This is a genomic window from Streptomyces sp. Edi4 (assembly GCF_040253615.1).
Lineage (GTDB): Bacteria > Actinomycetota > Actinomycetes > Streptomycetales > Streptomycetaceae > Streptomyces.
Genome location: NZ_JBEJGY010000004.1, coordinates 5,132,324 through 5,158,791 on the forward strand (window position 1 = coordinate 5,132,324; position 26,468 = coordinate 5,158,791).

A 26,468-nucleotide genomic window follows, 5' to 3' on the forward strand; every position below is an offset into this window, starting at 1 on the left:
TTCTGTCCAAGGGGCCACCGGTTCTGCTCCATTGACCGCGCCCGGACGCGCTGCTTCCGTCGAAGGATGCGCCTTTCCCGCCGTACGCTCCTGAGTTCGCTCGCCGGATCGGCCCTCGCCGTCGGGGCGGCCGCCGGGACCGGGCCCGCAGCCCAGGCCCTGGCCGCGTCAGCCGATGCCACGCCCGCCGATGCCGCGCCCGGGCCCGCCGCGCGGGCGCTGGTCCGGCTGCTGCCCCGCCACGCGGACCAGGTCACCTTCCGCGCCCTGGCTCCCGCCGCCGGCCGCGACCGCTTCCGCGTCTCGGGCGGGGCCGGGCGCATCCTGGTGGAGGGCAGCACCCCGGCCGTCCAGCTCACCGGATTCCACTGGTACGCGCGCCATGTCGCCCACGCCCACATCTCCTGGGCGGGCGAACAGACCTCGCTGCCCGCCACCCTGCCGCCGGTGCCCGCGCCGCTGGCCAGAACGGCCGACGTCACCCACCGCTTCGCCTTCAACGACACCAACGACGGCTACACGGGCCCCTTCCACGACTGGGCGTACTGGGAGCGCGAGCTCGACGTCCTGGCCCTGCACGGCTACAACGACGTGCTGGTCTATCTCGGCGCGGACACCGTCTACCACCGCACCTTCCTCGAGCACGGCTACGACGACACCGAGCTGCGCGCCTGGATCCCCGGACCCGCGCACCAGCCCTGGTGGCTGCTCCAGAACATGTCCGGCTTCGGCGGTCCGGTCTCGGCCCAACTACTGGACGAGCGAGCCGAGTTGGCGCGGCGCGTGGTGGCCCGGCTGCGTGAGCTCGGCATGAACCCGGTGCTGCCCGGCTACTTCGGGACCGTCCCGCCCGGCTTCGCCGACCGCGAACCCGGCGCGCGCGTGGTGCCCCAGGGCGTTTGGGGCGGCTTCGCCCGGCCCGACTGGCTCGACCCGCGCACCGACGCCTTCGACCGCGTCGCCGAGACCTTCTACCGCGTACAGGACGAGCTGCTGGGCGCCGCCCCGATGTACAAGATGGACCTGCTGCACGAGGGCGGCACCCCCGGCGACGTCCCCGTCGGGGAGGCCGCCCGGGCCGTCGAGGCGGCGCTGCGCGCGGCGCACCCCGAGGCGCTGTGGACCATCCTGGGCTGGCAGAACAACCCGCAGCGCGCCATCATCGAGGCCGTCGACCGGTCGAAACTGTTCATCGTCGACGGGCTCTCCGACCACTACCCCTCCGTCACCGACCGCGAGAAGACGTGGCTGGACACGCCGTACGCCTTCGGCTCCATCTGGAACTTCGGCGGGCACACGGTGATGGGCGCCAACACCCCCGACTGGGCGTCCCTGTACGAGAGTTGGCGTACCAAGCCGGACAGCGCGCTGGACGGCATCGCGCTCATGCCGGAGGGCGCCGACAACAACCCCGCCGCGTTCGCCCTCTTCTCCGACCTGCCCTGGACCGAGGGTCCCCTGGACCTCGGCGACTGGTTCCGTCAGTGGCCGCGCTACCGGTACGGTGGCGACGACGCGCACGCGGCGCAGGCGTGGGACGTGCTGCGCCGCACCGTCTACGGCACCACCCGCGCCGACTCCTGGAGCGAGGGCGCGGACGGCCTGTTCGGCGCCCGCCCCGATCTGAACGCCCTGACCGCCTCCTACTGGTCGCCGACCCAACTGCGCTACGACGCCGCCGAGTTCGCGCGGGCGCTGCCCGCCCTCCTGGCCGTCTCCCCGGCCTTGCGGACCTCGTCCGCCTACCGCTACGACCTGATGGACGTGGCCCGCCAGGTCCTCTCCAACCGCTCCCGGCTGTTGCTGCCCGCCCTCCGCGCCGCCTACGAGGCCAAGGACGAGAAGGAGTTCGCGCGTCTGACGGGGGAGTGGCTGCGCGACCTCGGTCTGCTGGAGCGCGTCGTGGCGACCGACCGGGGCCACCTCGTGGGCCGCTGGATCGCGGACGCGCGGTCGTGGGGCGACACCGCGCAGGACAAGGACCGCCTGGAGTACGACGCGTTGTCGCTGCTCACGGTGTGGGGTCCTCGCCGGTCCGCCGAGGAGGGCCATCTGCGGGACTACGCCAACCGGGAGTGGTCGGGTCTGGTCGGCGGCCTCTACACACTGCGCTGGCGCACCTACTTCACCACCCTGTCCGCCGCCCTGAGCACCGGCGGCGCCCCGGTCCCGGTGGACTGGTACACCCTGGAGGACCAGTGGCTGCGCACCCACCCCCCGTTCGCGGCCGAGCCCCGGGGCGACATCGTGAAGGTGGCGGCCGAGGTGAGCCGGGCACTCGGCCTGTGAGGCGGCGCCAATTGGTCCCGGACGCGCCCGGCGCCAGCAAACTATGGCGCTCCTACGGAGCGGCCGAGGTGTCCTGGGGCTGCTGGGAGGTGCCCCCCTCGCGGGTCGTGCGGGTTTCGCGCGTCTTGCGGGCGGCCGCCGCCTGGGACATGCCGGGCAGGAAATCGGTGAACAGCTCGTGCACCTCGCGCACGAGGGGGCGCAGCACTCGGAACCGGGCCAGCGCGACGCCCCGGGTGGTGAGCCCCGCGCCGCGTGCCGCGAGGCGGTAGCTGCGCTCGCGCCCGGGCGAGCGGTCGAAGACCCAGTACAGGACGAGTCCCATGTGGGAGAGCCACATCAACTCGGGCAGGATGTCGGCGAGTTCGGCCGGCACCTTGGTCTTCGTGCCGGCCAGCACCTCGCGGTGCACGGAGATCGCGGCCTGGCGCGCGTGCTCGGACTCGGTGGAGAACGGGCTGAGCGGACTGTCCGGGTCCGCCGCGTTCTTGAAGAACTGCGCCGCGAATTCGTGGTACGGCGACGCGATGTCGAGCCAGGCCCGCAGCACCCCGGCCAGCCGCGCCTCCAGGCCGGTCTGGGTGTCGAGGACCTGGCGCACGGCGGCCTGGTGCTGGGCGGCGATCCGGTCGTAGAAACCCTGGATCAGGTGTTCCTTGCCGGCGAAGTAGTAGTACGCGTTGCCGACCGAGACCCCCGCCTCCTGGGCGATGGCCCGCATCGTGGTCTTGTCGTACCCCCGCTCCTGGAAGAGCCGCATCGCGGTCTCCAGGATCAGGGTGCGGGTCTGCTCGCCCTTGGCGGGGCGCGGCCCGTCCTCGTCGCGGGCGCTCTCGTCGGGCGCGTTCTGTGCTGGCACGGCACGAGCCTAATCGGACCCGGCCCGGCCCGGCGGCGAGGGTTCAGACCCGCACGCGCGGCAGCCCGGTCACGCTCATCACCAGGGAGTGGAGGGAGGTGGTGGCGGTGATGAACAGACGGTTGTTCTTGGGGCCGCCGAAGGTGATGTTGGAGACGGGCTCGGGGACGCGCAGCCGTCCGATGAGGGTGCCGTCGGGGTCGTAGCAGTGCACGCCGCCCGCCATGGCGGCCGCCCAGAGCCGCCCGCCGTCGTCGAAGCGGATGTTGTCGAACCGGCTGACGCCGTCGGCGGTCTCGGCGAAGACCTTCCCGTCGCCGAGCGTGCCGTCCGCCCGCACGTCGAAGACGCGGATCACGCCGCCCCGGGTGTCGGACACGTACAACTGGGATTCGTCGGGCGAGAACACCAGCCCGTTGGGCGCCTTGAACCCGTCCGCGACGAGCCGTACCTCGCCGCTCGCGGGGTCGGCCCGGTAGATGTGGCACCCGTCGAGCTCGGGCTCGGCGCGGATGCCCTCGTAGTCGCTGGTGATGCCGAAGTCGGGGTCGGAGAACCAGACGGACCCGTCGGAGTGGACGACCGCGTCGTTGGGGGAGTTGAACCGCTTGCCCCCGAAGCGGTCGGCGATCACGGTGACGCGCCCGTCGGGCTCGGTGCGGGTGACCCGGCGGTTGCCCTGTTCACAGGTGATGAGCCGGCCCTCGCGGTCGAGGGTGTTGCCGTTGGGGTGCCCGGCCGGGGAGCGGAACAGCGAGACCGCGCCGCTCTCCTCGTCCCAGCGCAGCATCCGGTCGTTGGGAATGTCGCTCCAGATGAACTGCCGCCAGGCCGGCAGGTAGAGCGGCCCTTCGGCCCAGCGGCAGCCGTCGTACAGGGTCTCGAGCCGGTCGTCCCCCGCGGCGCACCGCCCGGTGCGGAACCGCTCGTCAAGGATCTCGTACAACGGAGTGCGGAGCTGATCGGACACGATTTCCCCTAGGTGCTGTGATGCCGAACCACATTCGTTCGAGGACGACTATGTCAGAACGAGATATGGTTCGGCCATGGGAAACGTGGATGAGATCGACCGAAGGCTGATCGCCCTGCTGCAACACGACGCGACGACGGCGTACGCGGCGCTCGGCAAGGAGGTGGGCCTGTCGGCCGGCGCCGCCCACGAGCGGGTGCGCAAGCTGCGCGAGCGCGGCGTCATCAGGCGTACGACGATCGAGGTGGACCCCGGGGCCCTCGGCCAGGGCGTGCTGGCGTTCGTGATGGTCGACTCGACGGCGTGGATGGGCGAATCGGCGGCCGCCTTCGCGGCGATACCCGAGATCCAAGAGGCCCATGTCATCGCGGGCAGCGCCTCGGTCCTGGTGAAGGTCCGCACGGTGACGACCGAACAGCTCCAGGACGTGCTGCGCCGCCTCTACGCGATCGACGGCGTGAGCGGCACCCACGCGACGGTGTCCCTGGAGACGTTCTTCGAGCGGCCCCTCTCACCGGAGCGCGCCGTTGGGACGTGAGGCCGGGGCGCGCGGCCGGGGCGCCCTCCGCGCGCACCCGTCGCACGCACGAGGGCCCCGCCCCCGGAAGCGAACTCCCGGGTGCGGGGCCCTCGTCGAGCCGTACAGGGATCAGAAGCGGCGCGTGATCAGAGCGCGCTTGACTTCCTGGATGGCCTTGGTGACCTCGATGCCACGCGGGCACGCGTCGGTGCAGTTGAACGTGGTGCGGCAACGCCACACGCCGTCCTTGTCGTTCAGGATCTCCAGGCGCTGCTCGCCCGCCTCGTCACGGCTGTCGAAGATGAAGCGGTGCGCGTTCACGATCGCGGCCGGGCCGAAGTACTGCCCGTCGTTCCAGAACACCGGGCAGGACGACGTGCACGCCGCGCACAGGATGCACTTGGTGGTGTCGTCGAAGCGCTCGCGGTCCTCGGGGGACTGAAGACGCTCGCGCGTCGGCTCGTTGCCCTTCGTGATGAGGAAGGGCATCACGTCGCGGTACGCCTGGAAGAACGGCTCCATGTCCACGACCAGGTCCTTCTGGACCGTGAGGCCCTTGATGGCCTCGATGGTGATGGGCTTGGAGGGGTTGATGTCCTTGATCAGCGTCTTGCAGGCGAGCCGGTTCTTGCCGTTGATGCGCATGGCGTCGGAACCGCAGATGCCGTGGGCGCACGAGCGACGGAAGGTCAGCGAACCGTCCAGCTCCCACTTGATCTTGTGGAGACCGTCGAGCACGCGCTCCTTCGGGTCGATCTCCAGCTGGAAGTCCTCCCACGTCGCTTCCTCGGAGATCTCCGGGTTGAAGCGACGGATGCGGAAGGTGACCGTGATGTACGGCGAGTCGGCGAAGCCGGGCTCGGGCGCGCCGGCCGCGGCGGGCTTGTCCATCGTCGGGGTTGCCATCAGTACTTACGCTCCATCGGCTGGTAGCGGGTCTGGACGACGGGCTTGTAGTCGAGTCGGATCGAGTCCTTGCCGCCGTCCGCGACCTCGCGGTACGCCATGGTGTGGCGCATGAAGTTGACGTCGTCGCGGTTGGGGTAGTCCTCGCGGTAGTGACCGCCGCGGGACTCCTTGCGCGCCAGGGCGGAGACGGCCATGACCTCGGCCAGGTCGAGCAGGTTGCCCAGCTCGATGGCCTCCAGGAGGTCGGTGTTGAACCGCTTGCCCTTGTCCTGGACGGACACGTTCTTGTAGCGCTCGCGCAGCTCGGCGATCTTCTCGACCGCCGTCTTGATCGTCTGCTCGGTGCGGAAGACCATGACGTTGGCGTCCATGGTCTCCTGGAGCTCCTTGCGGATGACCGCGACGCGCTCGGTGCCGGTCGCCGACAGCAGGTTCGCGACCTGGGCCTCGACCATGGCCGCCGGGTTCTCCGGAAGCTCGGCGAAGTCCGCGGTGTGCGCGTACTCGGCGGCGGCGATGCCCGCGCGCTTGCCGAACACGTTGATGTCCAGGAGCGAGTTGGTGCCCAGACGGTTGGCGCCGTGCACGGAGACACAGGCGACCTCGCCGGCCGCGTACAGACCCGGCACGACCGTGGTGTTGTCGCTGAGGACCTCACCCTGGACGTTGGTCGGGATGCCGCCCATGGCGTAGTGCGCGGTGGGCTGGATCGGGATCGGGTCCGTGTACGGCTCGATGCCCAGGTAGGTGCGCGCGAACTCGGTGATGTCCGGGAGCTTGGCGTCCAGCTGCTCCGGCGGCAGGTGCGTGAGGTCGAGGTAGACGTGGTCGCCCTCGGGACCGCAGCCGCGGCCCTCACGGATCTCGGTGTAGATGGAGCGCGAGACGACGTCACGGGACGCGAGGTCCTTCATGACCGGCGCGTACTTCTCCATGAAGCGCTCGCCGTCCTTGTTGCGCAGGATGCCGCCCTCACCGCGGGCGCCCTCCGTGAGCAGGATGCCCATGCGCCAGATGCCCGTCGGGTGGAACTGGAAGAACTCCATGTCCTCCAGGGGCAGCCCGCGGCGGTAGCACGCGGCCTGGCCGTCACCGGTCAGGGTGTGGGCGTTGGACGTCACCTTGAAGAACTTGCCGGTGCCGCCGGAGGCGTAGATGACCGACTTCGACTGGAAGACGTGGATCTCGCCGGTCGCCAGCTCGTAGGCGACGACGCCGGCGGACTTCTTGACGCCGTCCTCCTCGACCAGGAGCTGATCGAGGACGTAGAACTCGTTGAAGAACTCCACGCCCTCCTTGATGCAGTTCTGGTAGAGGGTCTGGAGGATCATGTGGCCGGTGCGGTCGCCCGAGTAGCAGGCACGGCGGACCGGGGCCTCGCCGTGGTTGCGGGAGTGACCGCCGAACCGGCGCTGGTCGATCTCACCCTTGGGCGTACGGCCGAAGGGCAGGCCCATCTTCTCCAGGTCGAGGACGGCGTCGATGGCCTCCTTCGCCAGGATCTCGGCGGCGTCCTGGTCGACCAGGTAGTCGCCGCCCTTGATCGTGTCGAAGGTGTGCCACTCCCAGTTGTCCTCCTCCACGTTGGCGAGCGCGGCGGCCATGCCGCCCTGCGCCGCGCCCGTGTGGGAGCGGGTGGGGTAGAGCTTGGTCAGCACCGCGGTGCGGCTGCGCTTGGTCGACTCGATGGCCGCGCGCATACCGGCGCCGCCGGCGCCGACGATGACGGTGTCGTACTTGTGGATCTTCATCGTTGAATTCCTCAGTCCCTCAGCCCGTGGACTAGCGCATGTTCGGGTCGAAGGTGAAGATCACCAGCGTGCCCAGCAGGACGGTGAACACCGTGGCGGTGTAGAGCAGCATCTTCAGCCAGAAGCGGGTGTTGTCCCGCTGCGCGTAGTCGTTGATGACGGTGCGCAGGCCGTTGGCGCCGTGCAGCATGGCCAGCCACAGCATGGCGAGGTCCCACACCTGCCAGAACGGGGACGCCCAGCGGCCCGCGACGAACGCGAAGCCGATCTTGGTGACGCCGCCGTCGAGGACGAGCTGGATCAGCAGGTGGCCAAGGACCAGGACGACCAGCACGATGCCGGACAGCCGCATGAACATCCAGCCGTACAGCTCGAAGTTCGTACGGGTCGACTTCGGGGTCTTCCTGGTGCGCTGGCGCGGGGCCTCGATGAGCGGGGCCGGGTGCTCGGCGTCGTACAGGCTCGCGCCCTCGACTTCACCGATCGCGGCGGAAGAGGTTTCGGCAGACATCTCAGTCCTCAGCTCCCGAACAGTTCACGAGCGGCGTGGCCGAGCACCGGCAGGATCGCGCAGATCATCAGCACGACCCAGACGCCGACGACGGTCCAGAGCATCTGCTTCTGGTAGCGCGGGCCCTTGGCCCAGAAGTCGACGGCGATGATGCGGAGGCCGTTCAGTGCGTGGAACAGGATGGCGGCGACGAGGCCGTATTCCAGACACGCGACGATGGGCGTCTTGTAGGTGGCCACGACCTTGTCGTACGCCTCGGGGGAGACGCGCACGAGAGCGGTGTCGAGGACGTGGACGAACAGGAAGAAGAAAATGAGGACGCCGGTGACTCGATGAGCCACCCAGGACCACATTCCTTCCCGGCCGCGGTACAGCGTTCCAGCCGGCACGGAAGAACCCTCCGGGAGCGGTATTCGAGGGTCGGCCGGCTTCAGTGTCGGTCTGACCCGGCCGGGTACGGTCCACCGGCCCCGGTCATCGTAGCGACGCGATGTCGGTTCCCTCGCGCCGGGTCCATAGGTGTGATCAAACAGGCAATCAAACAGCCTCGTACGGCCTAAAGGACGCGGTGGGCCGTGCTCGCCGTGCCGGGTTCGGGATGGGATGCCACGAGATGGGCGAGCCGGGCCCGCGCGAGGCGGCGCAGCTCGTCGGCGGCGATCGAGCGCTCCTCGTCCGGTTCGTTGTTCATCCGGACCCGGATCCCGGTCAGCACCCGGTCCAGCTGTTCGGCCGCCTCGACGCCGTCCAGGCAGATCACGAAGGCGTGCCGGAAGCTGCTCTCGTACGCGGCGTGCGCCGCGGCGAGCGCCGTCTGGGCGGCCTGCGGGGCGCTGTCGTGCAGGCAGGGCGAGACCTCGTCGGCCAGGGCCTCGGCGAGGTCGGCCGCGCTCAGGTCGTAGCTGGCCTCGTCGGCGGCGGCGAGCAGGGAGTCCAGGTCGGGGTAGGGGCGGTGGGCGGCGATCCGCAGGGCCCAGCGGCGGCTGGCGCAGCAGGCGAGCAGCGCGGTCTCGGCGGCGCCGGGTGCCGCGTGGTTGAACCGGTCGAGCCCGCCGGGGCGCTGCGGGGCCGGCGGAACGGATGTGCCACGGACCTGATGCGGTATGGCCGCGCACCCCTGGGCACGAGGAGTGTGATGGAGTGGCGGCGGTCGCTTCCGGGGACCGGGGTGGGAATCGCTGGACAGCGTGGGCTCCTCGAATGCACGCGGGACGGTGCGGTGCGGGCGGTGCGGTGCGGGACGGACGGGCTCGGACCGCGGGACTGGAGTGGCGCGAGAGGTGGGAGTGCCGCCACGCTATCCACGTGGAGCGGGAGACGCCCGACTGTTGCGCGAAATTTCACCCGGACGTGAAAACCGGGCGACGCGCGGTGGACGAGCTTCCCGGCACGGCATTCCAGCACCGCCCGGCAGTACGGGCAGGGACCGGGACAACCGGATCCATGCCCGGGACGCCGGATTCATGCCTGGGACGCCCGGATCCACGTCCGGGGACGCCGGACCCAAGCCCGGGGCGACCGGATTCACGTCCGGGGACGCCGGAACGACATCCGGGGCGACTGGATTCATGTCCGGGGACGCCGGATCGACATCCGGGGCAACCGGATCCACGTCCGGGGACGCCGGTTCCGTATCCGGCGGAGCCGGTTCCGCCCTTACTCTTGCAGGACGGGAGGTTTCTGAGTGATGTCGCGTTTCAGGATGTCACGGCCCCGGATGCCGTGGTCGCGGGGTCCCGAGCGAGCGCCCACGCCGTCCCGGGTGCGCGCCTCCCGGCCCCGGGCGCCATGGTCGAGGCCCGCCTGGCTGCACCGGCCCCGGGGGCGCGGCGCGCTGGTCCTTCGGGTGGCTCTGGTCTGTCTGGCGATGCTGGCCCTGATCGTCGCGGTCTGGCCGGACGACGACACCCAGGGCGGCCACGGCGGGCCCATCGACAGCGGAAGCCTCGCGTCGGCGCTGCCCACGCCCTCGATCTACCCGATCTCCTCCCCGCCCCGCACGATCCCCTCGGTGCGCGAGCACCGCGCCGCCCGGGGCCCCGGCTTCCGGCCGGGCGGCTCGTCCCGGGTCATCGTGGCCGTCGGCAGTGAAAGCCTCGCCGACGAGGGAAAGCTGTTCGCGCAGGAGCTGGGCGCCGCATACGCGCTGGGCGGGCAGCCCCGCGCGGGGGACATCGAGCTCTCCCTGAGCCCGCCGCCCGCCGGCCAGCAGGTGGTCCCCGAGTCGTACACACTCACCACCCACGACCGCCGGGCCTGGATCACGGGCGCCGACGACGCGGGGGTCTTCTACGGCACCCGCACCCTCAAGCAGGCGCTCAAGGGCGGCGGCGTGATGCCCGAGGGCGTCGTCAAGGACCGGCCCGACAAGCCGCAGCGCGGCCTCAACCTCGACATCGCGCGCAAGCCGTACACCGAGACCTGGATCGAGGGCCAGCTGCGGCAGATGGCCGATCTGAAGATGAACCAGCTCGGGCTGCACTTCTCCGACGACCAGGCCTTCCGGATCGAATCCGAGAGCCACCCCGAGATCGTCTCGCGCGACCACCTCAGCAAGCGCGACGTCCAGCGGATCGTGTCGCTCGCCACCAAGCTGCACATCACGGTGGTCCCCGAGATCGACTCGCCGGGCCACCTGGGCGCGGTGATCGCCGCCCACCCCGACCTCCAGCTGCGTGACAAGGACGGCAGGGCGGTCAAGGGCGCCATCGACATCGCCAACCCCGCGTCCGCGCGCATCGTCGACGACCTGCTGCGGGAGTACGCCGATCTCTTCCCCGGGCCGTACTGGCATCTGGGCGGTGACGAGTACCAGGCGCTGGTGGTGCGGGCCCCGGCCACTCCCGAAACCACCTATCCGGGTCTCGCGGCCGCGGCCCGTGACAAGTACGGGCCGAAGGCGGACATCAAGGACCTGGCGACGGGCTGGCTCAACGACCGCGCCGAGACCCTGCGGTCGGCCGACGCGGGGCTCACCTTCAAGGCGTGGAACGACGGCTTCTTCCCCGACGGCCAGGTGGCCGCGGACCAGGGCCGCGAGGTGGAGTACTGGACGGGCAAGGAGAACGGGGCGCGCCCGCCCGAGGACTTCCTCGCCGAGGGCCGCCGGATGGTCAACCTCAACGACGAGTACCTGTACTACGTGCTCGGTGAGCCCAACACGTTCAAGTACCCCACGGGCAAGCGGATCTACGAGGAGTGGACCCCGCTGGTCCTGCGCGGGACCAAGCCGGTGGACGCCAAGTACGCGGGCCAGATCCTGGGCGGCCGCTTCGCGGTCTGGGGCGACATCCCCGGCGCCCAGACCGAGGAACAGGTGGCGCGCGGCATCCGGATGCCGCTGCGCGCGACGGCCCAGAAGCTCTGGGACACCCGCCCGCCGGCCATGGCCTGGGAGGAATTCAAGTCCCTCGCGGACCGACTGGGCTGAGCCCGCGCAGCGCGGGCAGCCCGGGCAGCCCGGCCCAAGGACGACGATCGGACCCGCCGACCCTGGCCTGCCGGGCTTTGCGGATGGCCCCTGACAGGCGCCCGGACGCCGCTGGACCCGGGGCGGGCGGTGTATTCGCGCACCGAGACCGAGTACCCGCTGCGCGAGGACCCGCCGCTACGCCCTGCTGCCCGGCCTGACTTTTCCTGACTGCTGTTGGATTGGGTGGCCGGCGGCGGCCGGTATTGGACCAGGCCGTGCCGGCTCGGTTCGAGCCGTGTCGGCAGAGATCGCTGCCGGGGCAGGTCGGTACTCACCTCAGCAAGCATGCATCGCCCCAGGTCAGGGCAGGTGAGCCCGGAGGACGGCCGGGGCCGCCACCCCCCACAGGAGAGGCCCCGGCCGTCGTCCGGCGGGGCCGTTGTGGCGACCCCGTACTCTCTTCAGCGCCGTGCGTGCGTTTTCTGTCACAGCGCGCTGTGACAGCGGGTCGTGACAGCGGGTTGTCGGGTTGGTTGCAGCTTGTACAAGTCGTGGACTTATGGGGCGCCGAGGCCGTAGCGTGCAGATTCGCGTTCGGGGACGCGGCCGTGACGACCAGCGGTGACATCGGAAAAGTCGGCCAGGACAAGGTGCAGGGATTGCTGGGGGACGACGCGGAGCTGACCGCCGCGGTGCTCAGGGCGCAGGACGGGGACGAGGAAGCCTTCCGTACCGTCTACCGCGCTGTGCACCCACGCCTGCTCGGCTACATCCGGACACTGGTCGGCGAACCCGACACCGAGGACGTGGCCTCCGAGGCCTGGCTCCAGATCGCGCGCGACCTCGACCGCTTCGAGGGCGACGCCGACCGCTTCCGGGGCTGGGCCGCCCGCATCGCCCGCAACCGGGCCCTCGACCACATCCGGATGCGCGGCCGCAGGCCCGCGGGCGGCGGCGACGAGAGCGAGCTGGCCAACCGGCCCGCGGAGTCGGACACCGCCGACGAGGCGATGGAAGCGCTCGGCACCGGACGTACGATGGCGCTCATCGCCCAGCTCCCGCAGGACCAGGCCGAGGCCGTGGTCCTGCGCGTGGTGGTCGGCCTCGACGCGAAGAGCGCGGCGCTGACCCTGGGCAAACGGCCCGGCGCGGTGCGGACCGCCGCGCACCGGGGCCTGAAGCGGCTTGCTGAACTGCTCGGCGCGGACGGCCCCCCGGGGGATGTGGCCCAGGACGCGGAGGAGCTGGGTGCCGTGCCGTCGCAGCGTGCGCCGGAACGCGGTGTGACGCAATCGCGGGCCCGGACGCAGAAGGACATGTGATGGCTGACGAGCGGCACGAGTGGCTTGACGGGGATGCCGCCGAGCGACTGCTGCGCGGCGAAGGAGCCGAGCCCGGCGACGAGCGGGCCCGCGCCGAGGCCGCCGAGCTCGCCGGGCTGCTGCGTTCCCTGCGCGGCCCCGAGCAGGCCACCACCGAACTCCCCGGCGAGGCGGCCGCCCTCGCCGCCTTCCGCGAAGCCCGGGCCGGGAGCGCGAGCGCGACCGCCGGCGAAGCCCTCGGCGTCGTGCGGATCGGACACGTCAAGGACGGCGCCGGTGTGGCCGCGCCGCGCCGGCGCCGCTTCGCGCCGGTACGTCTCGGCATCGCCGCCGCGGTGGCCTGCTGCACGCTCGGCGGGGTCGCCGTCGCCGCGGGCACCGGGGTGCTGCCGGGGCCGTTCGCCTCCGACGAGCAGGACCCCACCCCCGCGTCCACCGTCTCCGCCGACCTGACCCCCAGCCCCCTCGACGCCTCCCCCTCGCACCCGCTGCCCTCGGGCTCCCCGGCGCCGGGCCGGCCCACGCCCTCCGTTTCCGCGCCCACGCACGACGCCGGCCCCTCGGGCACCCAGGGTGCGCCGAGCGCCGCCGCGAGCCCGGACCGGGGAACGGACGACGGCACCCGTCAGGGCGGCTCCGGCGACAGCGACGAGAACGCGGGCGGCGGCCAGTGGCTCGCCAGGACGGCCGAGGACTGCCGCGACTACCGCTCGGGCCGGCTCGACCAGGACAAGCGCCGCGACCTGGAGTCCGCCGCGCACGGGCCGGCCGCCGTGAAGGCGTTCTGCGACCTGTTGCTCGACGACAAGGGCGGCGCGGGCGGCGGTGGCGCCAAGGGCGGCAGCGGCGGCGGCAGTGACGGTGGCAAGGGCGGCAAGCACGGGGGAGCGGACGGCGGCAAGGGCAAGGGTGACGGCGCCGGGAACAAGAACGGCGGCGGTGGCGGCGGCAAGCAGAACTCGATGGCCCGCCCGGGTCCGCTCCTCGGCCTGCTCACGCCCACGCTCGGCACAGCGGCCGGCACCTGAGGGGCGGGGCACACGTGGCCCTGGCCGCAGCGCCGGACCGAGTCCCGGGACCAATCCGAGCGCCGGTCCGGGAATCAGTCCGAGCCGGTCTGGAACCGGCCCGGGACCGGTCCGAGCGCCGGACCGGACATCACTCCGAGCGCCGGCCTGGAACAGGCCCGGGACCGGTCCGAGAACCCCTCCCAGAACCCGCAGTAACGTTTTTCGGGATGCCGGCGCAGTACTGAGTGAGCCGACTGGTCATCGGCGGCGCAGAAGAGCCGGGGTTCCCCCCGTACCCACGGCTCCGCGCGAATGGCGCGGGCGGGACACGTTCCCCCGGTCCCGCCCGCGCCCCCCTTCGTGACCGTCGGGCGCGCGCCGAGCCCGAGCGCCGCTACCAGTACACGACGACCTTGTCGCCGATGTTCACCTGGTCGAACAGCGCCGCGACCTTCGCCTTGTCCCGGACGTTGACGCAGCCGTGGGAGGCGCCGTTGTAGCCACGGGCGGCGAAGTCGGACGAGTAGTGCACGGCCTGGCCGCCGCTGAAGAACATCGCGTACGGCATGGCCGTGTGGTAGATCGTCGAGACGTGGTCACGGCTCTTCTCGAAGACCTTGAAGACGCCCTCGCGGGTCGGCGTGTACTGCGAGCCGAAACGCACGTCCATCGTCGAGCGCACCGTGCCGTCGACCACCCAGGACAGGGTGCGGCTCGTCTTGCTGATGCAGATCGCGTGGCCCGTCAGGCAGCGCGGGTCGAGCTTGACGGCCGGCTTGTTGACCGCGCGGCCCGCCAGCTCCCCGGCCGTCGGCTCGGTCGTCATGCCGAGCAGCTTGGCCCAGGTCACGCTGTCCGTGCTGCCCGTCGCCGGGAGCCCGCGTTTGCCCTGGAAGCCCTTGACGGCGGCGGTGGTCGCCGCGCCGTATGTGCCCGTCGGGGTGTCGTCGAACCAGCCGATCTGGGCGAGCCGGGCCTGGAGCTCCTTGACCTGGGCGCCCTTGGAGCCGTTCGCCATCAAGACCTTGGGCGCGGGCTCGGGGTCGGCCTTGGCCGCCGGTTTGGCCGCCGCTTTGGCCGTCGGCTCCGCCGCCGGTTCGGCGACGGCCCCGGCCGGAGTCGCGGGTTTGTCGTCGGTGGCCGCCGACGCGGACGCGGCCGGTGGCGCGGGTGTGGACGGCGCGGTGGACGGCGCCGAGGGTGCGCCCGGGGCGGCCGGAGCTTTCGCGCCGGCCCCGGCGCTCTGTGGACCGCATCCCACGGCCGCCGCGATGACGGCGGTCGCGGTGAGGGTTTGGGCTATGAGAGTGGTGCGGTGGTTCCGGCGCATGCGTCGCCCCCTGATTCTCTGGTGTCCCCCTAGACAGTTTCCCGGCGCGAACGGTTGCAAAAGCGCCCGTCCGCATCGGGCGCGTTGTGAGCAAGCTCCCAGCGCGCGTCCGCCCACCCCGCGCGCCCTCGCCGCTACAGTCCGTCGCGAGGGTCGGGTACCAGCGAGTAATACGGCTTCAACGGGAGGCACTGCACATGGCGCGCGAGTCTGAATCCGGTCTGCCCATCGAGCCGGTCTACGGGCCGGACGCCCTCGCCGACTGGGACCCCGCCGAGAAGCTGGGCGAGCCCGGCGCCTACCCCTTCACCCGTGGCGTCTACCCGTCGATGTACACCGGCCGCCCCTGGACCATGCGCCAGTACGCGGGCTTCGGCACCGCAACCGAGTCCAACGCCCGCTACAAGCAGCTCATCGCCAACGGCACCATGGGCCTCTCGGTCGCCTTCGACCTGCCGACCCAGATGGGCCACGACTCCGACGCGCCGATCGCCTCCGGCGAGGTCGGCAAGGTGGGCGTCGCCATCGACTCCCTGGACGACATGCGCGTCCTGTTCGACGGCATCCCGCTCGACAAGGTGTCGACGTCCATGACGATCAACGCCCCGGCGGCGCTGCTGCTCCTGATGTACCAGCTGGTCGGCGAGGAACAGGGCGTAACTGCCGACCAGTTGACCGGCACGATCCAGAACGACGTCCTGAAGGAGTACATCGCGCGGGGCACCTACATCTTCCCGCCGAAGCCCTCGCTGCGGCTGATCGCCGACATCTTCAAGTACTGCGGGGCCGAGATCCCCAAGTGGAACACGATCTCGATCTCCGGCTACCACATGGCCGAGGCCGGCGCCTCGCCCGCGCAGGAGATCGCGTTCACACTGGCCGACGGCATCGAGTACGTCCGCACGGCGGTCGCGGCCGGAATGGACGTGGACGACTTCGCGCCGCGCCTGTCCTTCTTCTTCGTGGCCCGCACCACGATCCTCGAAGAGGTCGCCAAGTTCCGTGCCGCGCGCCGGATTTGGGCCCGGGTGATGCGCGAGGAGTTCGGCGCGAAGAACCCCAAGTCGCTCATGCTGCGCTTCCACACCCAGACCGCGGGCGTGCAGCTCACCGCGCAGCAGCCCGAGGTCAACCTCGTGCGCGTCGCCGTCCAGGGCCTCGCGGCCGTGTTCGGCGGCACCCAGTCGCTGCACACCAACTCCTTCGACGAGGCGATCGCGCTGCCGACGGACAAGAGCGCGCGCCTTGCCCTGCGCACCCAGCAGGTCCTCGCTTACGAGACCGATGTGACCGCGACCGTGGACCCCTTCGCCGGGTCGTACGCGGTCGAGAGGATGACGGACGAGGTGGAGGAGGCGGCGCTCCAACTGATGCGGCGCGTCGAGGACTTGGGGGGCGCGGTCGGCGCGATCGAGCGGGGTTTCCAGAAGGGCGAGATCGAGCGCTCGGCCTACCGCGTCGCGCAGGAGACCGACGCGGGCGAGCGCGTCGTGGTCGGCGTCAACCGCTTCCGGGCCGAGACCGAGGACCCCTACGAGCCGCTGCGGGTGGACCCGGCGATCGAGGCCCAGCAGGCGGCCCGCCTCGCCGCGCTGCGGGCCGGCCGCGACCGGGCGGCGGTGGACGCGGCCCTGGCGGAGCTGAAGCAGGCGGCCATGGGCGAGGACAACGTCCTGTATCCGATGAAGACCGCCCTGAAGGCCCGGGCGACGGTCGGCGAGGTGTGCGACGCGCTGCGCGAGGTGTGGGGGACGTATGTGCCCACGGACGCGTTCTGAGGGTGGGACCGGGCCGGGGCGGCGGGACCGGGCCCCGGCGGTGGGGCCGGCCCCCGGGCGGTGGGACGGGCCGGGGTGGCGGGACCGGCCCCGGGCGGTGGGACGGGCCGGGGTGGCGGGACCGGCCCCGGGCGGTGGGACCGGCCCCGGCCGGAGGGACCAGCCCCGGGCGGTGGGACCCGGCCCCCGGCCGGTGGGATCCGGCCCCCGGGCCGAGGGGCCGAGCCCCGGCCGGAGGGACCAGCCCCGAAGGCGGGGATGCGGGCCCGGGCGGAGGGGTGTGTTCCGCTCTGTGAAACGCGCGTGCCCGCTGTCGTACCCCCGTGCGAGACTCACCCCCATGCTGGGTGTGACCGATCTTCCGACCTATCTCGCCGGCGTGGCGCTGATCGTCCTGCTGCCGGGGCCGAACTCGCTGTACGTGCTGTCCGTCGCCGCCCGGCGCGGGGTGCGGACGGGGTACGCGGCCGCCGCCGGGGTGTTCACCGGCGACACGGTGCTGATGACGCTGTCCGCGCTGGGCGCGGCCTCGCTGCTCCAGACGACGCCGCTGCTGTTCGCCGCCGTCAAGTACGCGGGCGCGGGCTATCTGAGCTGGCTGGCGCTCGGCATGCTGCGTCAGGCGGTGGCGATGTGGCGCTCACGGCACGACAAGGCGCAGGAGTCCGCTGCCCCCGCGCAGGACGCGGCGGGCGCGGCGGGTGAGCGCCCCTACCGGCGGGCGCTGATGCTGAGCCTGTTCAACCCGAAGGCGATCCTGTTCATGATCTCCTTCTTCGTACAGTTCGTGTCGCCCGACTACGCCTACCCCGCCCTGTCGTTCCTGGTGCTCGGCGCGCTGCTCCAGCTCGGCAGCTTCCTGTATCTGTCGACGCTCATATTCAGCGGCACCCGCCTCGCGGCCGCGTTCCGCCGCCGCAAGCGGCTCTCGGCGGGCGCGGCGTCGGCGGCGGGCGCGCTCTTCCTCGGTTTCGCGGTGAAGCTGTCCCTCAGCGGGGTGTGACGGTCCGGGGTGTGACGGGCCGGGGTGTGGCGGGCCGGACTGTCAGCGCCCGGCGCAGCAACGGCGTGGCCCAGCGCTCCACATAGCGGTTGAGCAGCCAGGCGAGGAGCAGCATCGCCGCGATGGTCAGGGCGAAGGTGGCAGGCGCGGGGACGTGCAGCTCGCGGTGGAGCACGCCGACCACCACCCAGCCCAGGTGCTCGTGCACCAGGTAGAACGGGTAGGTGAGGGCGCCCGCCACGGTGAGCCAGCGCCAGTTCGCCCAGCGCAGGTGGCCCAGCGCGATCGCGCCGACGAGCAGGAAGCCGAGCGTGACGATCGCGACGATCACCCACACGTGCCGGTTGGAGAAGGCCGCCGGGTTCGGCTTGTGCCACAGGCCCGCGACCGCCCAGTGCTGGCCGATGGCCCAGCTGACGGCGACGATGCCCCAGGCGGTCACGTCCCGCCGGTTGCGGTGCAGCAGGTACAGGCCCATGCCGCCGATGAAGAAGGACGCGTACTCGGGCATGAACACCGCGTCCAGGAAAGGCTGTTTGGCCGTCGAGGTGAGCGCGGCCGCCAGCGTCCAGCCCGCGCAGAACAGCACCACGCGGCGCCGGGTCGCGCCGGGCAGTACGACACACAGCGCGAACAGCGTGTAGAAACGCAGCTCGGCCCAGAGCGTCCAGCACACCCCGAGCACCCGGTGCACGCCGACCGGCATCTGGAGCATGGTCAGGTTCACCACGAACTCGCTGGGCGTGACCGTCCTGTAGACCACCCAGGGCAGCGCGAACACCGCCGTGACGATGATCAGCGCCGCCCAGTACGCCGGGTAGAGCCGCGAGACGCGGGAGGCGAAGAAGGAGCGCAGCGGGCGGCCCCAGCCGCTCATGCAGATGACGAAGCCGCTGATGACGAAGAAGATCTGCACCCCGAGGCAGCCGTAGGAGAACCACTCGTGGGCGTCCGGGAACAGCTTCTTGGGGGAGGCGCCCCAGCCCCTGCTGATGTCGCCCGAGCGGCCGCCGTAGTGGTAGAGCGCGACCATCAGGGCCGCGATCAGTCGCAGTCCGTCGAGCGCGCGAAGCCGCGAGACCGGGGCCGCCACCGGCGCTCTCGCGGAAGTCGGCCGGTGCGTCGGACGGCCGGCGGCGACGCCGGCCACCGGCAGGGTGTTGGTCACGGTTCTCCTCTGGCCCGGTTCTCCTGCGGCCCGGTGGGCCTCGGCGTCGACAGCGTAGAACCGCCGAACGCCGAAAAAAGGCCCACCGCCCGGGAGTTCCCACGCTTGACGCGGCATGTTCATCTCACGCCCCGGCGCGTTCTCCTGGGCGTCGATTCCAGGGGCACCAGCGGCGGCACCGGGCCGACGGGCGCGCGGACGGGACCGACGGGCCTGTGGCGGGGGCTTGTTGTCAGTGGCGGCCGATAGCGTGCGCGGACCACGAACGGCGAGGAACGGGGACGACGGGATGCAGTTCCGGATCGAACGGGGCGTGCTGGCCGACGCGGTGGCGTGGGCGGCCGGATCGCTGCCCGCGCGCTCACCGGTGCCGGTGCTCGGCGGGCTGCTCCTGACGGCGGGGAAGGGGCGGCTCGCCCTGTCGGGGTTCGACCACGAGGCGTCCGCGCACATCGAGGTCGCGGCCGGGACCGGGGCCGCCTGGCAGGTCCTCGTGCTGGGCCGCAGGCTGCTCGACATCTGCAAGGTGCTGCCGGAGGCGACGCTGACCTGCGCGATGGAGGGCTCCCGATTCACCGTCGAGGGCGGCGGGATCAGCTTCGGTCTGTCCACCCTGCCGGTGGCGGAGTACCCGGCGCTGCCCGCGCTGCCCGCGCGGCGCGGGTCGGTGGACGCGGCGGCGTTCGCGACGGCCGTCGCCCAGGTGTCGGTCGCGGCCGGGCGCGACGAGGCGCTGCCCGTCCTGAGCGGCATCCAGCTCCGTCTGGACGGCGCCTCGATGACCCTGGCGGCCTCCGACCGCTACCGGTACGCCGTGCGCACCCTGCCGTGGCGGCCCGACCGGCCGGACCCGGAGCCCGCCCAGGTGGTGATCCCGGGCCGCAGGCTCGCCGAGCTCTCGCGCTCCCTGGCGAAGGCGGGAACGCTCACGGTGGGTCTGGACGCACCTGTGGGGGGCGGCGGTTCGGGCCGGGGCCTGATCGCCTTCGAGGGCTCCCGGGCGCGCACCACCTTGCGCCTCCTGGACGGCCGGCTGCCGCGCTACGACAAGCTCTTCGCGCTCGCGGACCCGGCCGTCGCCGTCACCGGACGCGAAATGCTCGCCGAGGCGGTCCGCCGGGTCGCGGTCGTCGCGGAGCCGAACAGCCCGGTCCGGCTCGGCTTTCGCGCCGACCAGACGGTGCTCCTCCAGGCGGGTTACGAGGACGACATCGCCGCGCAGCGCCTGCCCTGCGCGCTGACCGGCGCCGACGACCTGACCGTGGCCTTCAATCCCGCCTATCTGCTGGACGCCCTCACCTCGCTGCGGGCGCCCCGGGTCCGCTTCGAACTGTTGGGCCCCGGACAGCGGGCCTTGCTCAGCGGCGCCCCGGCGGCGGAGGGCACGAGCCGGGCGGACGGCGCGGTGGCCCCGGCGTCGGGCGAACACCGCCATCTGCTCATGTCCGTACGGCAGTTGGCCTGACGCCGTTCCGGCCGCCCCCCGCTCAGGCGCGGCGGCGGGCCAGGGTGCGCGCTCGGGTCACGGTGCGGGTGCGGGTCAGGGCGCGGGCTCGGCGGGCGAGTCTGCGGACCGTCGCGTTGCGCGGCACGAAAGCGAGCCGCCCGGGTATCGCGCCCGGAAGGGCGAGCGCGGTCAGGCGGCGCCGCTTGAAGTAGCGCCACGTGTACGCGTCGAGCGACCCCGCGAGGTAGCGCTCGGCCGCGCCCCGCAGATCCGGGCGGATCTCGGGCTGCATCGCGTAGCCGACCGCGCTCAGGAGTTCCGGCAGGTCGACGGAGGGCGCCGGCTCCTTCTCCAGGGGCGGGACCAGCGCGTCCACGATGGTCACCGGCACCCGGTTGCTGTTCTGGTAGGGCGCGAGCCGGTCGAGAAGGAGTTCGGTGCCGACCCGGGCGGTGGGGATGCCGTAGAAAGCCGACGCGGTGAGCAGACCGGTGGAGAAGCAGCCCACCACGAGCGCGGGGGACAGCCGCTCGTACAGCACCTCGGCGAGCAACGGGCGGTCAACGACGGTCAGTTGGACGCCAAGCGCGTCCGCCTCAAGCACGAGTTCCCGCGTTCCGGCGAGCGGCGCCGAGGGGTGCGGCTTGAACACGATGTGACGGTGCCCGCGCGCCGCCGCGCCCCGCAGCATCCGCAGGTGCAGCTCCTCCTCCTGCTCCGGGGTGAGGATGGACAGCGCGGACAGGTACTGGCCGAGCAGGAGCGCCACCGGCTCGCCCCCGGCAACCGCCCCCAACTCGCCCTCGGTGGCGCCCAGTTCGCTCGCCACCTTCAAAAACGCGGCCGTCGGCACCGGCTCGCACGGCACCTTGAACTCGCCGAGCAGCAGCGGAGCCAGGCCCGGCACCAGGTCGAGGTGGAGCACCCGGCGCACCCGCCCGCCGATCAGCGGGTCGAGCTTGTTGCGGGTGGGGCCGTACGTCATCAGGCCGTCCGCGTAGACGGTCAGGGGCGCGTCGGGGAAGAGCTGGGCCACGGCCTGGGCCGGGTTCACCTGGATGGATTCGACGGCGAGCTCGATCCGGTCCTCGCCAAGCCCCCACAGGGCTCTCAACTGCCGCTCCCACAGCGGGACATCGTCGGCCCTCGGGGACCAGCCGCCGGGGTGGAAGGGCGCGATGGTGGCGTTCCAGGAGAGCACACCGTCGAAGCGCTCCCGCAGCGGCTCGAAGCCCGGCATGGTGTCCAGCGGCGCCGACGTCTCGGGCACGGGCGCGTTGTTGCTGATCAGCAGGAGCCGGCGGTCGGCCGCCGGAAAACAGCCGCTGTCGAGCGCGGCGGCCAGCGTGGCCACCCCGTACAGGGTGGACGCGGCGAAGATCTGCGTGGTGCGTACGGCCGGGGTCGTGGGCATCAGGCGGCCGCCCCCGCCGAGACGGTGGCCGGCCGGCGGCGCAGCCTGCGCAGCCGGGCGGCGCGGCGGGAGTCCATGGAGTCCAGCGCGTCCCTGAGATGGTCCTGCGGCAGCCTTCTCAGGGCGTCCGCGCTCAGGGCCCGCAGCTTTCTGGCCACGGCGGGTTCGAACCTTTCGATGCCGCTCATATGGTGGGAAATGATCGCGCAGTACGTCCGTACCGCTTTCGGGAGCAGATCGGCCGCATTTCGGTCCTTTGCCGTCTCTTCTATTACCTGGTCGAATGCGCGAATGAAATCGAGTTGCCGGACATCGCCGATCTGCGTGAGCGAGGAAGCCACGCCGCGCCGGTAGAAGACGCCGAGCGCGCCCGTGACGGCGAACGTCCGCGCCTCGCGGTGCAGCCGCCAGATCCACGGCCGGTCCTCCGCGGTGCGCAGGCCGTCGGTGAAGTGCAGCAGGCCCTGGTCGACGAGCCTGCGGTGGTACATCCCGGCCCACGCGAAGGCGTAGTCCACCGAGGTGGAGCGGGTGGCGGGCAGGATCGCCTCGCGCGGCGACATCACCTCGCCGCGCCGCCCGTGCGGCACCCGGTGCACCGTACGCTCCTGCCCCGTCACCTGGACATGGTCGGCGCGTATGAAGTCGCAGCCCAACTCCTCGATGGAGGAGAGGAGTTGAGCGAAGTGGCCCGGCGCCACCCAGTCGTCGCCGTCCAGGTAGGCCAGATAGGTGCCGCGCGCCGCGTTCAGACCCGTGTTGCGCGCCGTGGCCAGACCGCCGTTGCGTTCGTGTCTGAGCAGCACCGCCCCTGGCAGCTCGCGCTCGGCGCGTTCGAGCAGCTCGATCGTGCCGTCCGACGAACAGTCGTCGACGAGCACGAACTCGAAGTCGTCGCGGGTGTTCGCGCGCAGACTTCGCAGGGTGTCGGGTGCGTAGGCGCGCACGTTGTAGAACGGCACGATGACGGAGAGCTTGACCACGGCCGTGACGCTAGGCGCGCCGCGCGTCCTTCGTCCTGTCCGGCGGCCGGATGCCGGATGAACGACGGACGGCGAATTCGTTAACCGGTCCGTCCGTATGCACCGGGCGCCATTCGTAGTCACGCTGTTAACCCTTTGTTGCGGCCGAGTTGGGCCGCGAATCCGCCGGGCTTCCTAGTTTCTACGGCGTGCCATCACGTACACCTTCACGGCTGCGGATCGCGGTCCTCGCGGATTCGGACACCCGGTGGAAATGGGGCGCGCTCACCGCGCGCCGCCTCGCCGGACAGATGCCCGGATCCGAGGCCGACGCGTCCCGGCCCGCCGCCTGTGACCTCGACGGCTTCCTGCTGCGCGGCCGCGCCACCCCCACCTCACGCCAGCTCGCCGAGGTCGGCGCGGACACGGGCGCGCCGGTCGAGCTGACGATGGCTCACTTCCTGGACAGGGCCGCCAAGTCGGCCACAGGGTGCGCCGAGGAGCCCGCGTACGACGTGATCGTGCTCGCGCTCGTCGGCGGCGCGGCCCAGGCGGCGCTGCACGGACTCGCCGCCCGGTGGCGGGGACGCGCGCGCCGGCCCGTGGTCGTCACCGGCTATGTCGGCGTCGTCTACGAGAAGCTGGCCGACGGCCTGCTCCTGCGGCACGGCGCGGACATCGTACTCGCCAACTCCCGCCACGACGCGGAGCGTTTCCGCGCCGTGTACGAGGGAGTGGGCGCCGACGCCGGCGCGGTCACCGAGGCCGCGCTGCCCTTCCTCGGCGGCGCCCCCCACCGCGCCGAACCAGGACGCGACACCGTCGTCTTCGCCGCCCAGCCCTCCGTGCCGGAGTCCCGCGCCGACCGCCAGTACCTGCTGCGGCGCCTGGTCGCGCACGCCCGGCGCCACCCCGGGCGCGAGGTCGTGCTCAAGCTCCGCTCACAGCCCGGCGAGCACACCACCCACATCGAGGAGCACCCCTTCCAAAAGCTCGCCCGCGGTGTCGACCTGCCGCCCAACTTCCGCCTGGCGTACGGAAACATGGGCGAGGTCCTCGACCGCACCGACCTCCTGGTGACCGTCTCCTCGACCGCCGCCCTCGAGTCCCTGCACCGCTCGGTCCCCACCGCCGTCCTGACCGACCTCGGCGTACGCGAAAACCTCGGCAACCACCACTTCGTCGGCTCCGGCTGCCTCACCTCCTGGGACCGGCTCGACGCCGGGCACCGGCCCGCGCCCGACGCCGGCTGGCTCGCCGCCCACGGCGTCGCGCCGGGCGAGGCCCACCAGCGCGCCTTCGACGGCGTACGAGAGCGCCTGGACGGCCTGCTCACGCGCCGGAGCCTGCCACCCATCGCGCCGTACTACACCCCGGCCACCGCGCCCGGCTATCTGCCCGGTGTCCTCGCCCGCCACCACCTCGCGCCCGACGGCACCCCGCTGCCCGGCGCGGCCCCCGCGCGCGAGCCGAACGGGCTGCGCCGGGTGTTCAGGGACGCCGTGCGCGACGCGGCGCGCGGCGCCTACCGCCACGGCGTACAGCGGATCGCGCCCGTGATCCGCCGGATGGGAGAACTGTGATGAGTCCAGCGACGGCCACCCCGGCCACCAGGGTCCTCGCGGTGATCCCCGCGCGCGGCGGCTCCAAGGGGGTGCCCGGCAAGAACCTGGCCCCCGTCGCCGGTGTCCCGCTCGTCGTACGGGCCGTGCTGGCCTGCCGCGCCGCGCGCCACGTCACCGACGTCGCCGTCTCCACCGACGACCCGGCGATCGCCGCCGCGGCCCGCGCCGCCGGCGCCGACGTGGTCGTCCGGCCCGCCGCCATCGCGGGCGACACCGCCAGCAGCGAGGCCGCCGTCCTGCACGCCCTCGACGCCTACCCCTCCACCGCCGTCGTGCTGCTCGTGCAGTGCACCAGCCCCTTCCTGGCCCGCGAGGACGTCGAGGGCGTGGCGGCCGCGGTCGTCGAGGACGGCGCCGACAGCGCGGTGACCGTCGCCCCCTTCCACGGCTTCCTGTGGCGCGAGGACGAACTCGGCGGCGGCCAGGGCATGGGCCACGACAAGGCGTTCCGGCCGCGCCGCCAGGACCGCCCCCAGGACTTCCTGGAGACCGGCGCCGCCTACGCCATGGACGCCGCGGGTTTCCGCAAGCACCAGCACCGCTTCTTCGGCCGCACCGCGCTCGTGCGCACCGACCCCGCGCGGGTCCTGGAGATCGACGAGCCGCACGACTTGGCGCGGGCCCGCGCGCTCGCCCCCCTCATCGACCCCGCGACCACCCCCGTACTCGACGACGTCGACGCGGTCGTCCTCGACTTCGACGGCACCCAGACCGACGACAGGGTGCTCATCGACTCCGAGGGACGCGAACTGGTCGCCGTGCACCGGGGCGACGGGCTCGGCGTCGCCGCCCTGCGCCGGGCCGGCCTGAAGCTGCTCATCCTGTCCACCGAGCAGAACCCCGTGGTCGCCGCTCGCGCCCGCAAGCTGAAGATCCCCGTCCTGCACGGCATCGACCGCAAGGACCTCGCCCTCAAGCAGTGGTGCGAGGAGCAGGGCGTCGATCCACAGCGCGTGCTCTACGCCGGCAACGACGTCAACGACCTGCCCTGCTTCGCGCTCGCCGGCTGGCCCGTGGCCGTCGCCGACGCCCACGACTCGGTGCGCGCCGCCGCGCGCGCCGTCACCCGCACCCCCGGTGGCGCGGGAGCCGTCCGCGAGATCGCCGCCTGGCTCCTGGGACCCGAGCTCGACCGCACCCCCTCACCTGCCATCTCATCCACCCCGTGACCCGACGCACCCCCAGCCACACCCCACCCCGCACAGCTAAGGAAACGCCCTCATGAGCAACCGTCTGCGCACCCTCGGCAGCCGCACCGCAGGTCCGGGCCGGCCCGTGTACATCACCGGCGAGATCGGCATCAACCACAACGGTGACCTGGACAACGCGATCGCCCTGATCGACGCGGCCGCCGACGCCGGCTGCGACGCGGTCAAGTTCCAAAAGCGCACCCCGGAGATCTGCACCCCGCGCGACCAGTGGGACATCGAGCGCGACACCCCGTGGGGCCGGATGACGTACATCGACTACCGCCACCGGGTGGAGTTCGGCGAGGACGAGTACCGCGCCATCGACGCGCACTGCGAGGAGCGCGGCATCGACTGGTTCGCCTCCCCGTGGGACACCGAGGCCGTCGCCTTCCTGGAGAAGTTCGACGTGCCGGCCCACAAGGTGGCCTCCGCCTCGCTCACCGACGACGAGCTCCTGCGTGCCCTGCGGGCCACCGGACGCACCGTCATCCTCTCCACCGGCATGTCCACGCCGCAGCAGATCCGGCATGCGGTGGAAGTGCTCGGCAGCGCCAACATCCTGCTGTGCCACGCCACTTCGACCTACCCCGCCAAGGCCGAAGAGCTCAACCTGCGGGTGATCAACAGCCTGATGGCCGAGTACCCCAACGTGCCGATCGGCTACAGCGGCCACGAGACCGGCCTCCAGACCACGCTCGCCGCCGTCGCCCTCGGCGCCACCTTCGTAGAGCGCCACATCACCCTGGACCGCGCGATGTGGGGCTCCGACCAGGCCGCCTCCGTCGAGCCCGGCGGCCTGGCCCGCCTGGTCCGCGACATCCGCACCATCGAGGCGGCGCTCGGCGACGGCGTCAAGAAGGTCTACGACTCCGAGCTCGCCCCGATGAAGAAGCTGCGCCGCGTCGCCGGTGTCGTCGCCCAGACCGAAGCGGACCAGGACGCCGAGCGGGCCGGCAGCGCCACCGAGGACCGCGCTCCGGCCGCGGTCTGAGCGGGCC

22 protein-coding genes are annotated in these 26,468 nt (G+C 72.0%); 11 read left to right on the plus strand and 11 right to left on the minus strand.

The genetic code is table 11. The annotated features are described in order from the left end of the window. Positions 1–66 precede the first annotated feature (66 nt). Positions 67–2,289 carry an alpha-N-acetylglucosaminidase gene (locus ABR738_RS25400; RefSeq protein WP_350232262.1) on the plus strand — a complete coding sequence of 741 codons (2,223 nt, stop codon included), beginning with the start codon at positions 67–69 and terminating at the stop codon, positions 2,287–2,289. 52 nt (positions 2,290–2,341) lie between these two features. Here ABR738_RS25400 and ABR738_RS25405 read toward each other — a convergent pair whose 3' ends face one another. Next, entirely contained in the window at positions 2,342–3,049 is a 708-nt protein-coding gene (locus ABR738_RS25405; protein ID WP_502964242.1) for a TetR family transcriptional regulator, read from the minus strand. A gap of 142 nt (positions 3,050–3,191) precedes the next feature. After that, complete coding sequence (locus ABR738_RS25410; RefSeq protein ID WP_350232264.1) at positions 3,192–4,118, minus strand: SMP-30/gluconolactonase/LRE family protein; 927 nt, start codon at positions 4,116–4,118, stop codon at positions 3,192–3,194. An 85-nt stretch (positions 4,119–4,203) separates the two neighbouring features. Here ABR738_RS25410 and ABR738_RS25415 point away from each other — a divergent pair, with 85 nt between their 5' ends. Then, positions 4,204–4,656 carry an Lrp/AsnC family transcriptional regulator gene (locus ABR738_RS25415; protein ID WP_350234729.1) on the plus strand — a complete coding sequence of 151 codons (453 nt, stop codon included), beginning with the start codon at positions 4,204–4,206 and terminating at the stop codon, positions 4,654–4,656. Positions 4,657–4,767: 111 nt separating this feature from the next. Here the strand turns inward: ABR738_RS25415 and ABR738_RS25420 are convergent, their stop codons facing one another. From ABR738_RS25420 to ABR738_RS25440, 5 genes are all read right to left on the minus strand, one after another. Beyond that, entirely contained in the window at positions 4,768–5,544 is a 777-nt protein-coding gene (locus tag ABR738_RS25420) for a succinate dehydrogenase iron-sulfur subunit (protein ID WP_350232265.1), read from the minus strand. Then, entirely contained in the window at positions 5,544–7,298 is a 1,755-nt protein-coding gene (gene sdhA, locus ABR738_RS25425) for a succinate dehydrogenase flavoprotein subunit (RefSeq protein ID WP_350232266.1), read from the minus strand. Before sdhA ends, ABR738_RS25420 begins: the two co-directional genes overlap by 1 nt. 31 nt (positions 7,299–7,329) lie before the next feature. Then, positions 7,330–7,809 (minus strand): succinate dehydrogenase hydrophobic membrane anchor subunit, encoded by a 480-nt coding sequence (locus ABR738_RS25430; protein ID WP_350232267.1) that lies wholly within the window; start codon positions 7,807–7,809, stop codon positions 7,330–7,332. 8 nt (positions 7,810–7,817) lie between these two features. Continuing rightward, complete coding sequence (gene sdhC / locus ABR738_RS25435) at positions 7,818–8,198, minus strand: succinate dehydrogenase, cytochrome b556 subunit (protein ID WP_350232268.1); 381 nt, start codon at positions 8,196–8,198, stop codon at positions 7,818–7,820. A 167-nt stretch (positions 8,199–8,365) separates the two neighbouring features. Next, positions 8,366–8,995 carry a 2-oxo-4-hydroxy-4-carboxy-5-ureidoimidazoline decarboxylase gene (locus tag ABR738_RS25440; RefSeq protein ID WP_502964243.1) on the minus strand — a complete coding sequence of 210 codons (630 nt, stop codon included), beginning with the start codon at positions 8,993–8,995 and terminating at the stop codon, positions 8,366–8,368. Between the two features lie 681 nt (positions 8,996–9,676). On the opposite strand from ABR738_RS25440, the gene ABR738_RS25445 reads away from it, so the two are divergent. The 3 genes from ABR738_RS25445 (at position 9,677) to ABR738_RS25455 (ending at position 13,571) form a co-directional block, all read left to right on the plus strand. Beyond that, positions 9,677–11,239, plus strand: coding sequence for a beta-N-acetylhexosaminidase (locus ABR738_RS25445; protein ID WP_350234732.1), 1,563 nt, complete (start codon positions 9,677–9,679; stop codon positions 11,237–11,239). Positions 11,240–11,880: 641 nt separating this feature from the next. After that, entirely contained in the window at positions 11,881–12,543 is a 663-nt protein-coding gene (locus ABR738_RS25450) for an RNA polymerase sigma factor (protein WP_350234733.1), read from the plus strand. Continuing rightward, a complete protein-coding gene (locus ABR738_RS25455; RefSeq protein WP_350232269.1) occupies positions 12,543–13,571 on the plus strand; it encodes a hypothetical protein in 1,029 nt (342 codons plus the stop codon). The genes ABR738_RS25450 and ABR738_RS25455 overlap by 1 nt, the downstream gene beginning before the upstream one ends. 376 nt (positions 13,572–13,947) lie before the next feature. Here the strand turns inward: ABR738_RS25455 and ABR738_RS25460 are convergent, their stop codons facing one another. Continuing rightward, positions 13,948–14,883, minus strand: coding sequence for a L,D-transpeptidase family protein (locus tag ABR738_RS25460; protein ID WP_350232270.1), 936 nt, complete (start codon positions 14,881–14,883; stop codon positions 13,948–13,950). Between the two features lie 197 nt (positions 14,884–15,080). Here ABR738_RS25460 and ABR738_RS25465 point away from each other — a divergent pair, with 197 nt between their 5' ends. Then, positions 15,081–16,661: an acyl-CoA mutase large subunit family protein gene (locus ABR738_RS25465; protein ID WP_350232271.1), complete on the plus strand. Its 1,581-nt coding sequence runs from the start codon at positions 15,081–15,083 to the stop codon at positions 16,659–16,661. Positions 16,662–17,001: 340 nt separating this feature from the next. After that, positions 17,002–17,664, plus strand: a complete 663-nt coding sequence (gene leuE / locus ABR738_RS25470) for a leucine efflux protein LeuE (RefSeq protein ID WP_350232272.1) — start codon at positions 17,002–17,004, stop codon at positions 17,662–17,664. Here leuE and ABR738_RS25475 read toward each other — a convergent pair. Then, entirely contained in the window at positions 17,651–18,832 is a 1,182-nt protein-coding gene (locus tag ABR738_RS25475; protein ID WP_502964136.1) for an acyltransferase family protein, read from the minus strand. The genes leuE and ABR738_RS25475 overlap by 14 nt on opposite strands. A 289-nt stretch (positions 18,833–19,121) precedes the next feature. On the opposite strand from ABR738_RS25475, the gene dnaN reads away from it, so the two are divergent. After that, positions 19,122–20,297 carry a DNA polymerase III subunit beta gene (dnaN, locus tag ABR738_RS25480; RefSeq protein WP_350232273.1) on the plus strand — a complete coding sequence of 392 codons (1,176 nt, stop codon included), beginning with the start codon at positions 19,122–19,124 and terminating at the stop codon, positions 20,295–20,297. A 22-nt stretch (positions 20,298–20,319) separates the two neighbouring features. Here dnaN and ABR738_RS25485 read toward each other — a convergent pair whose 3' ends face one another. Further along, on the minus strand, positions 20,320–21,693 hold the full coding sequence (locus ABR738_RS25485) for an alpha-2,8-polysialyltransferase family protein (protein WP_350232274.1): 1,374 nt from the start codon (positions 21,691–21,693) through the stop codon (positions 20,320–20,322). Next, on the minus strand, positions 21,693–22,676 hold the full coding sequence (locus ABR738_RS25490) for a glycosyltransferase family 2 protein (RefSeq protein WP_350232275.1): 984 nt from the start codon (positions 22,674–22,676) through the stop codon (positions 21,693–21,695). Before ABR738_RS25490 ends, ABR738_RS25485 begins: the two co-directional genes overlap by 1 nt. A gap of 188 nt (positions 22,677–22,864) precedes the next feature. Here ABR738_RS25490 and ABR738_RS25495 point away from each other — a divergent pair, with 188 nt between their 5' ends. From ABR738_RS25495 to ABR738_RS25505, 3 genes are read left to right on the plus strand one after another with little or no spacing between them, the layout of a single operon-like run. Continuing rightward, entirely contained in the window at positions 22,865–24,238 is a 1,374-nt protein-coding gene (locus ABR738_RS25495) for a DUF6716 putative glycosyltransferase (RefSeq protein ID WP_350232276.1), read from the plus strand. Next, positions 24,238–25,449 carry a cytidylyltransferase domain-containing protein gene (locus ABR738_RS25500; RefSeq protein WP_350232277.1) on the plus strand — a complete coding sequence of 404 codons (1,212 nt, stop codon included), beginning with the start codon at positions 24,238–24,240 and terminating at the stop codon, positions 25,447–25,449. Before ABR738_RS25495 ends, ABR738_RS25500 begins: the two co-directional genes overlap by 1 nt. Before the next feature lie 52 nt (positions 25,450–25,501). Further along, on the plus strand, positions 25,502–26,461 hold the full coding sequence (locus ABR738_RS25505; protein WP_350232278.1) for an N-acetylneuraminate synthase family protein: 960 nt from the start codon (positions 25,502–25,504) through the stop codon (positions 26,459–26,461). The last annotated feature ends 7 nt before the right edge of the window (positions 26,462–26,468 follow it).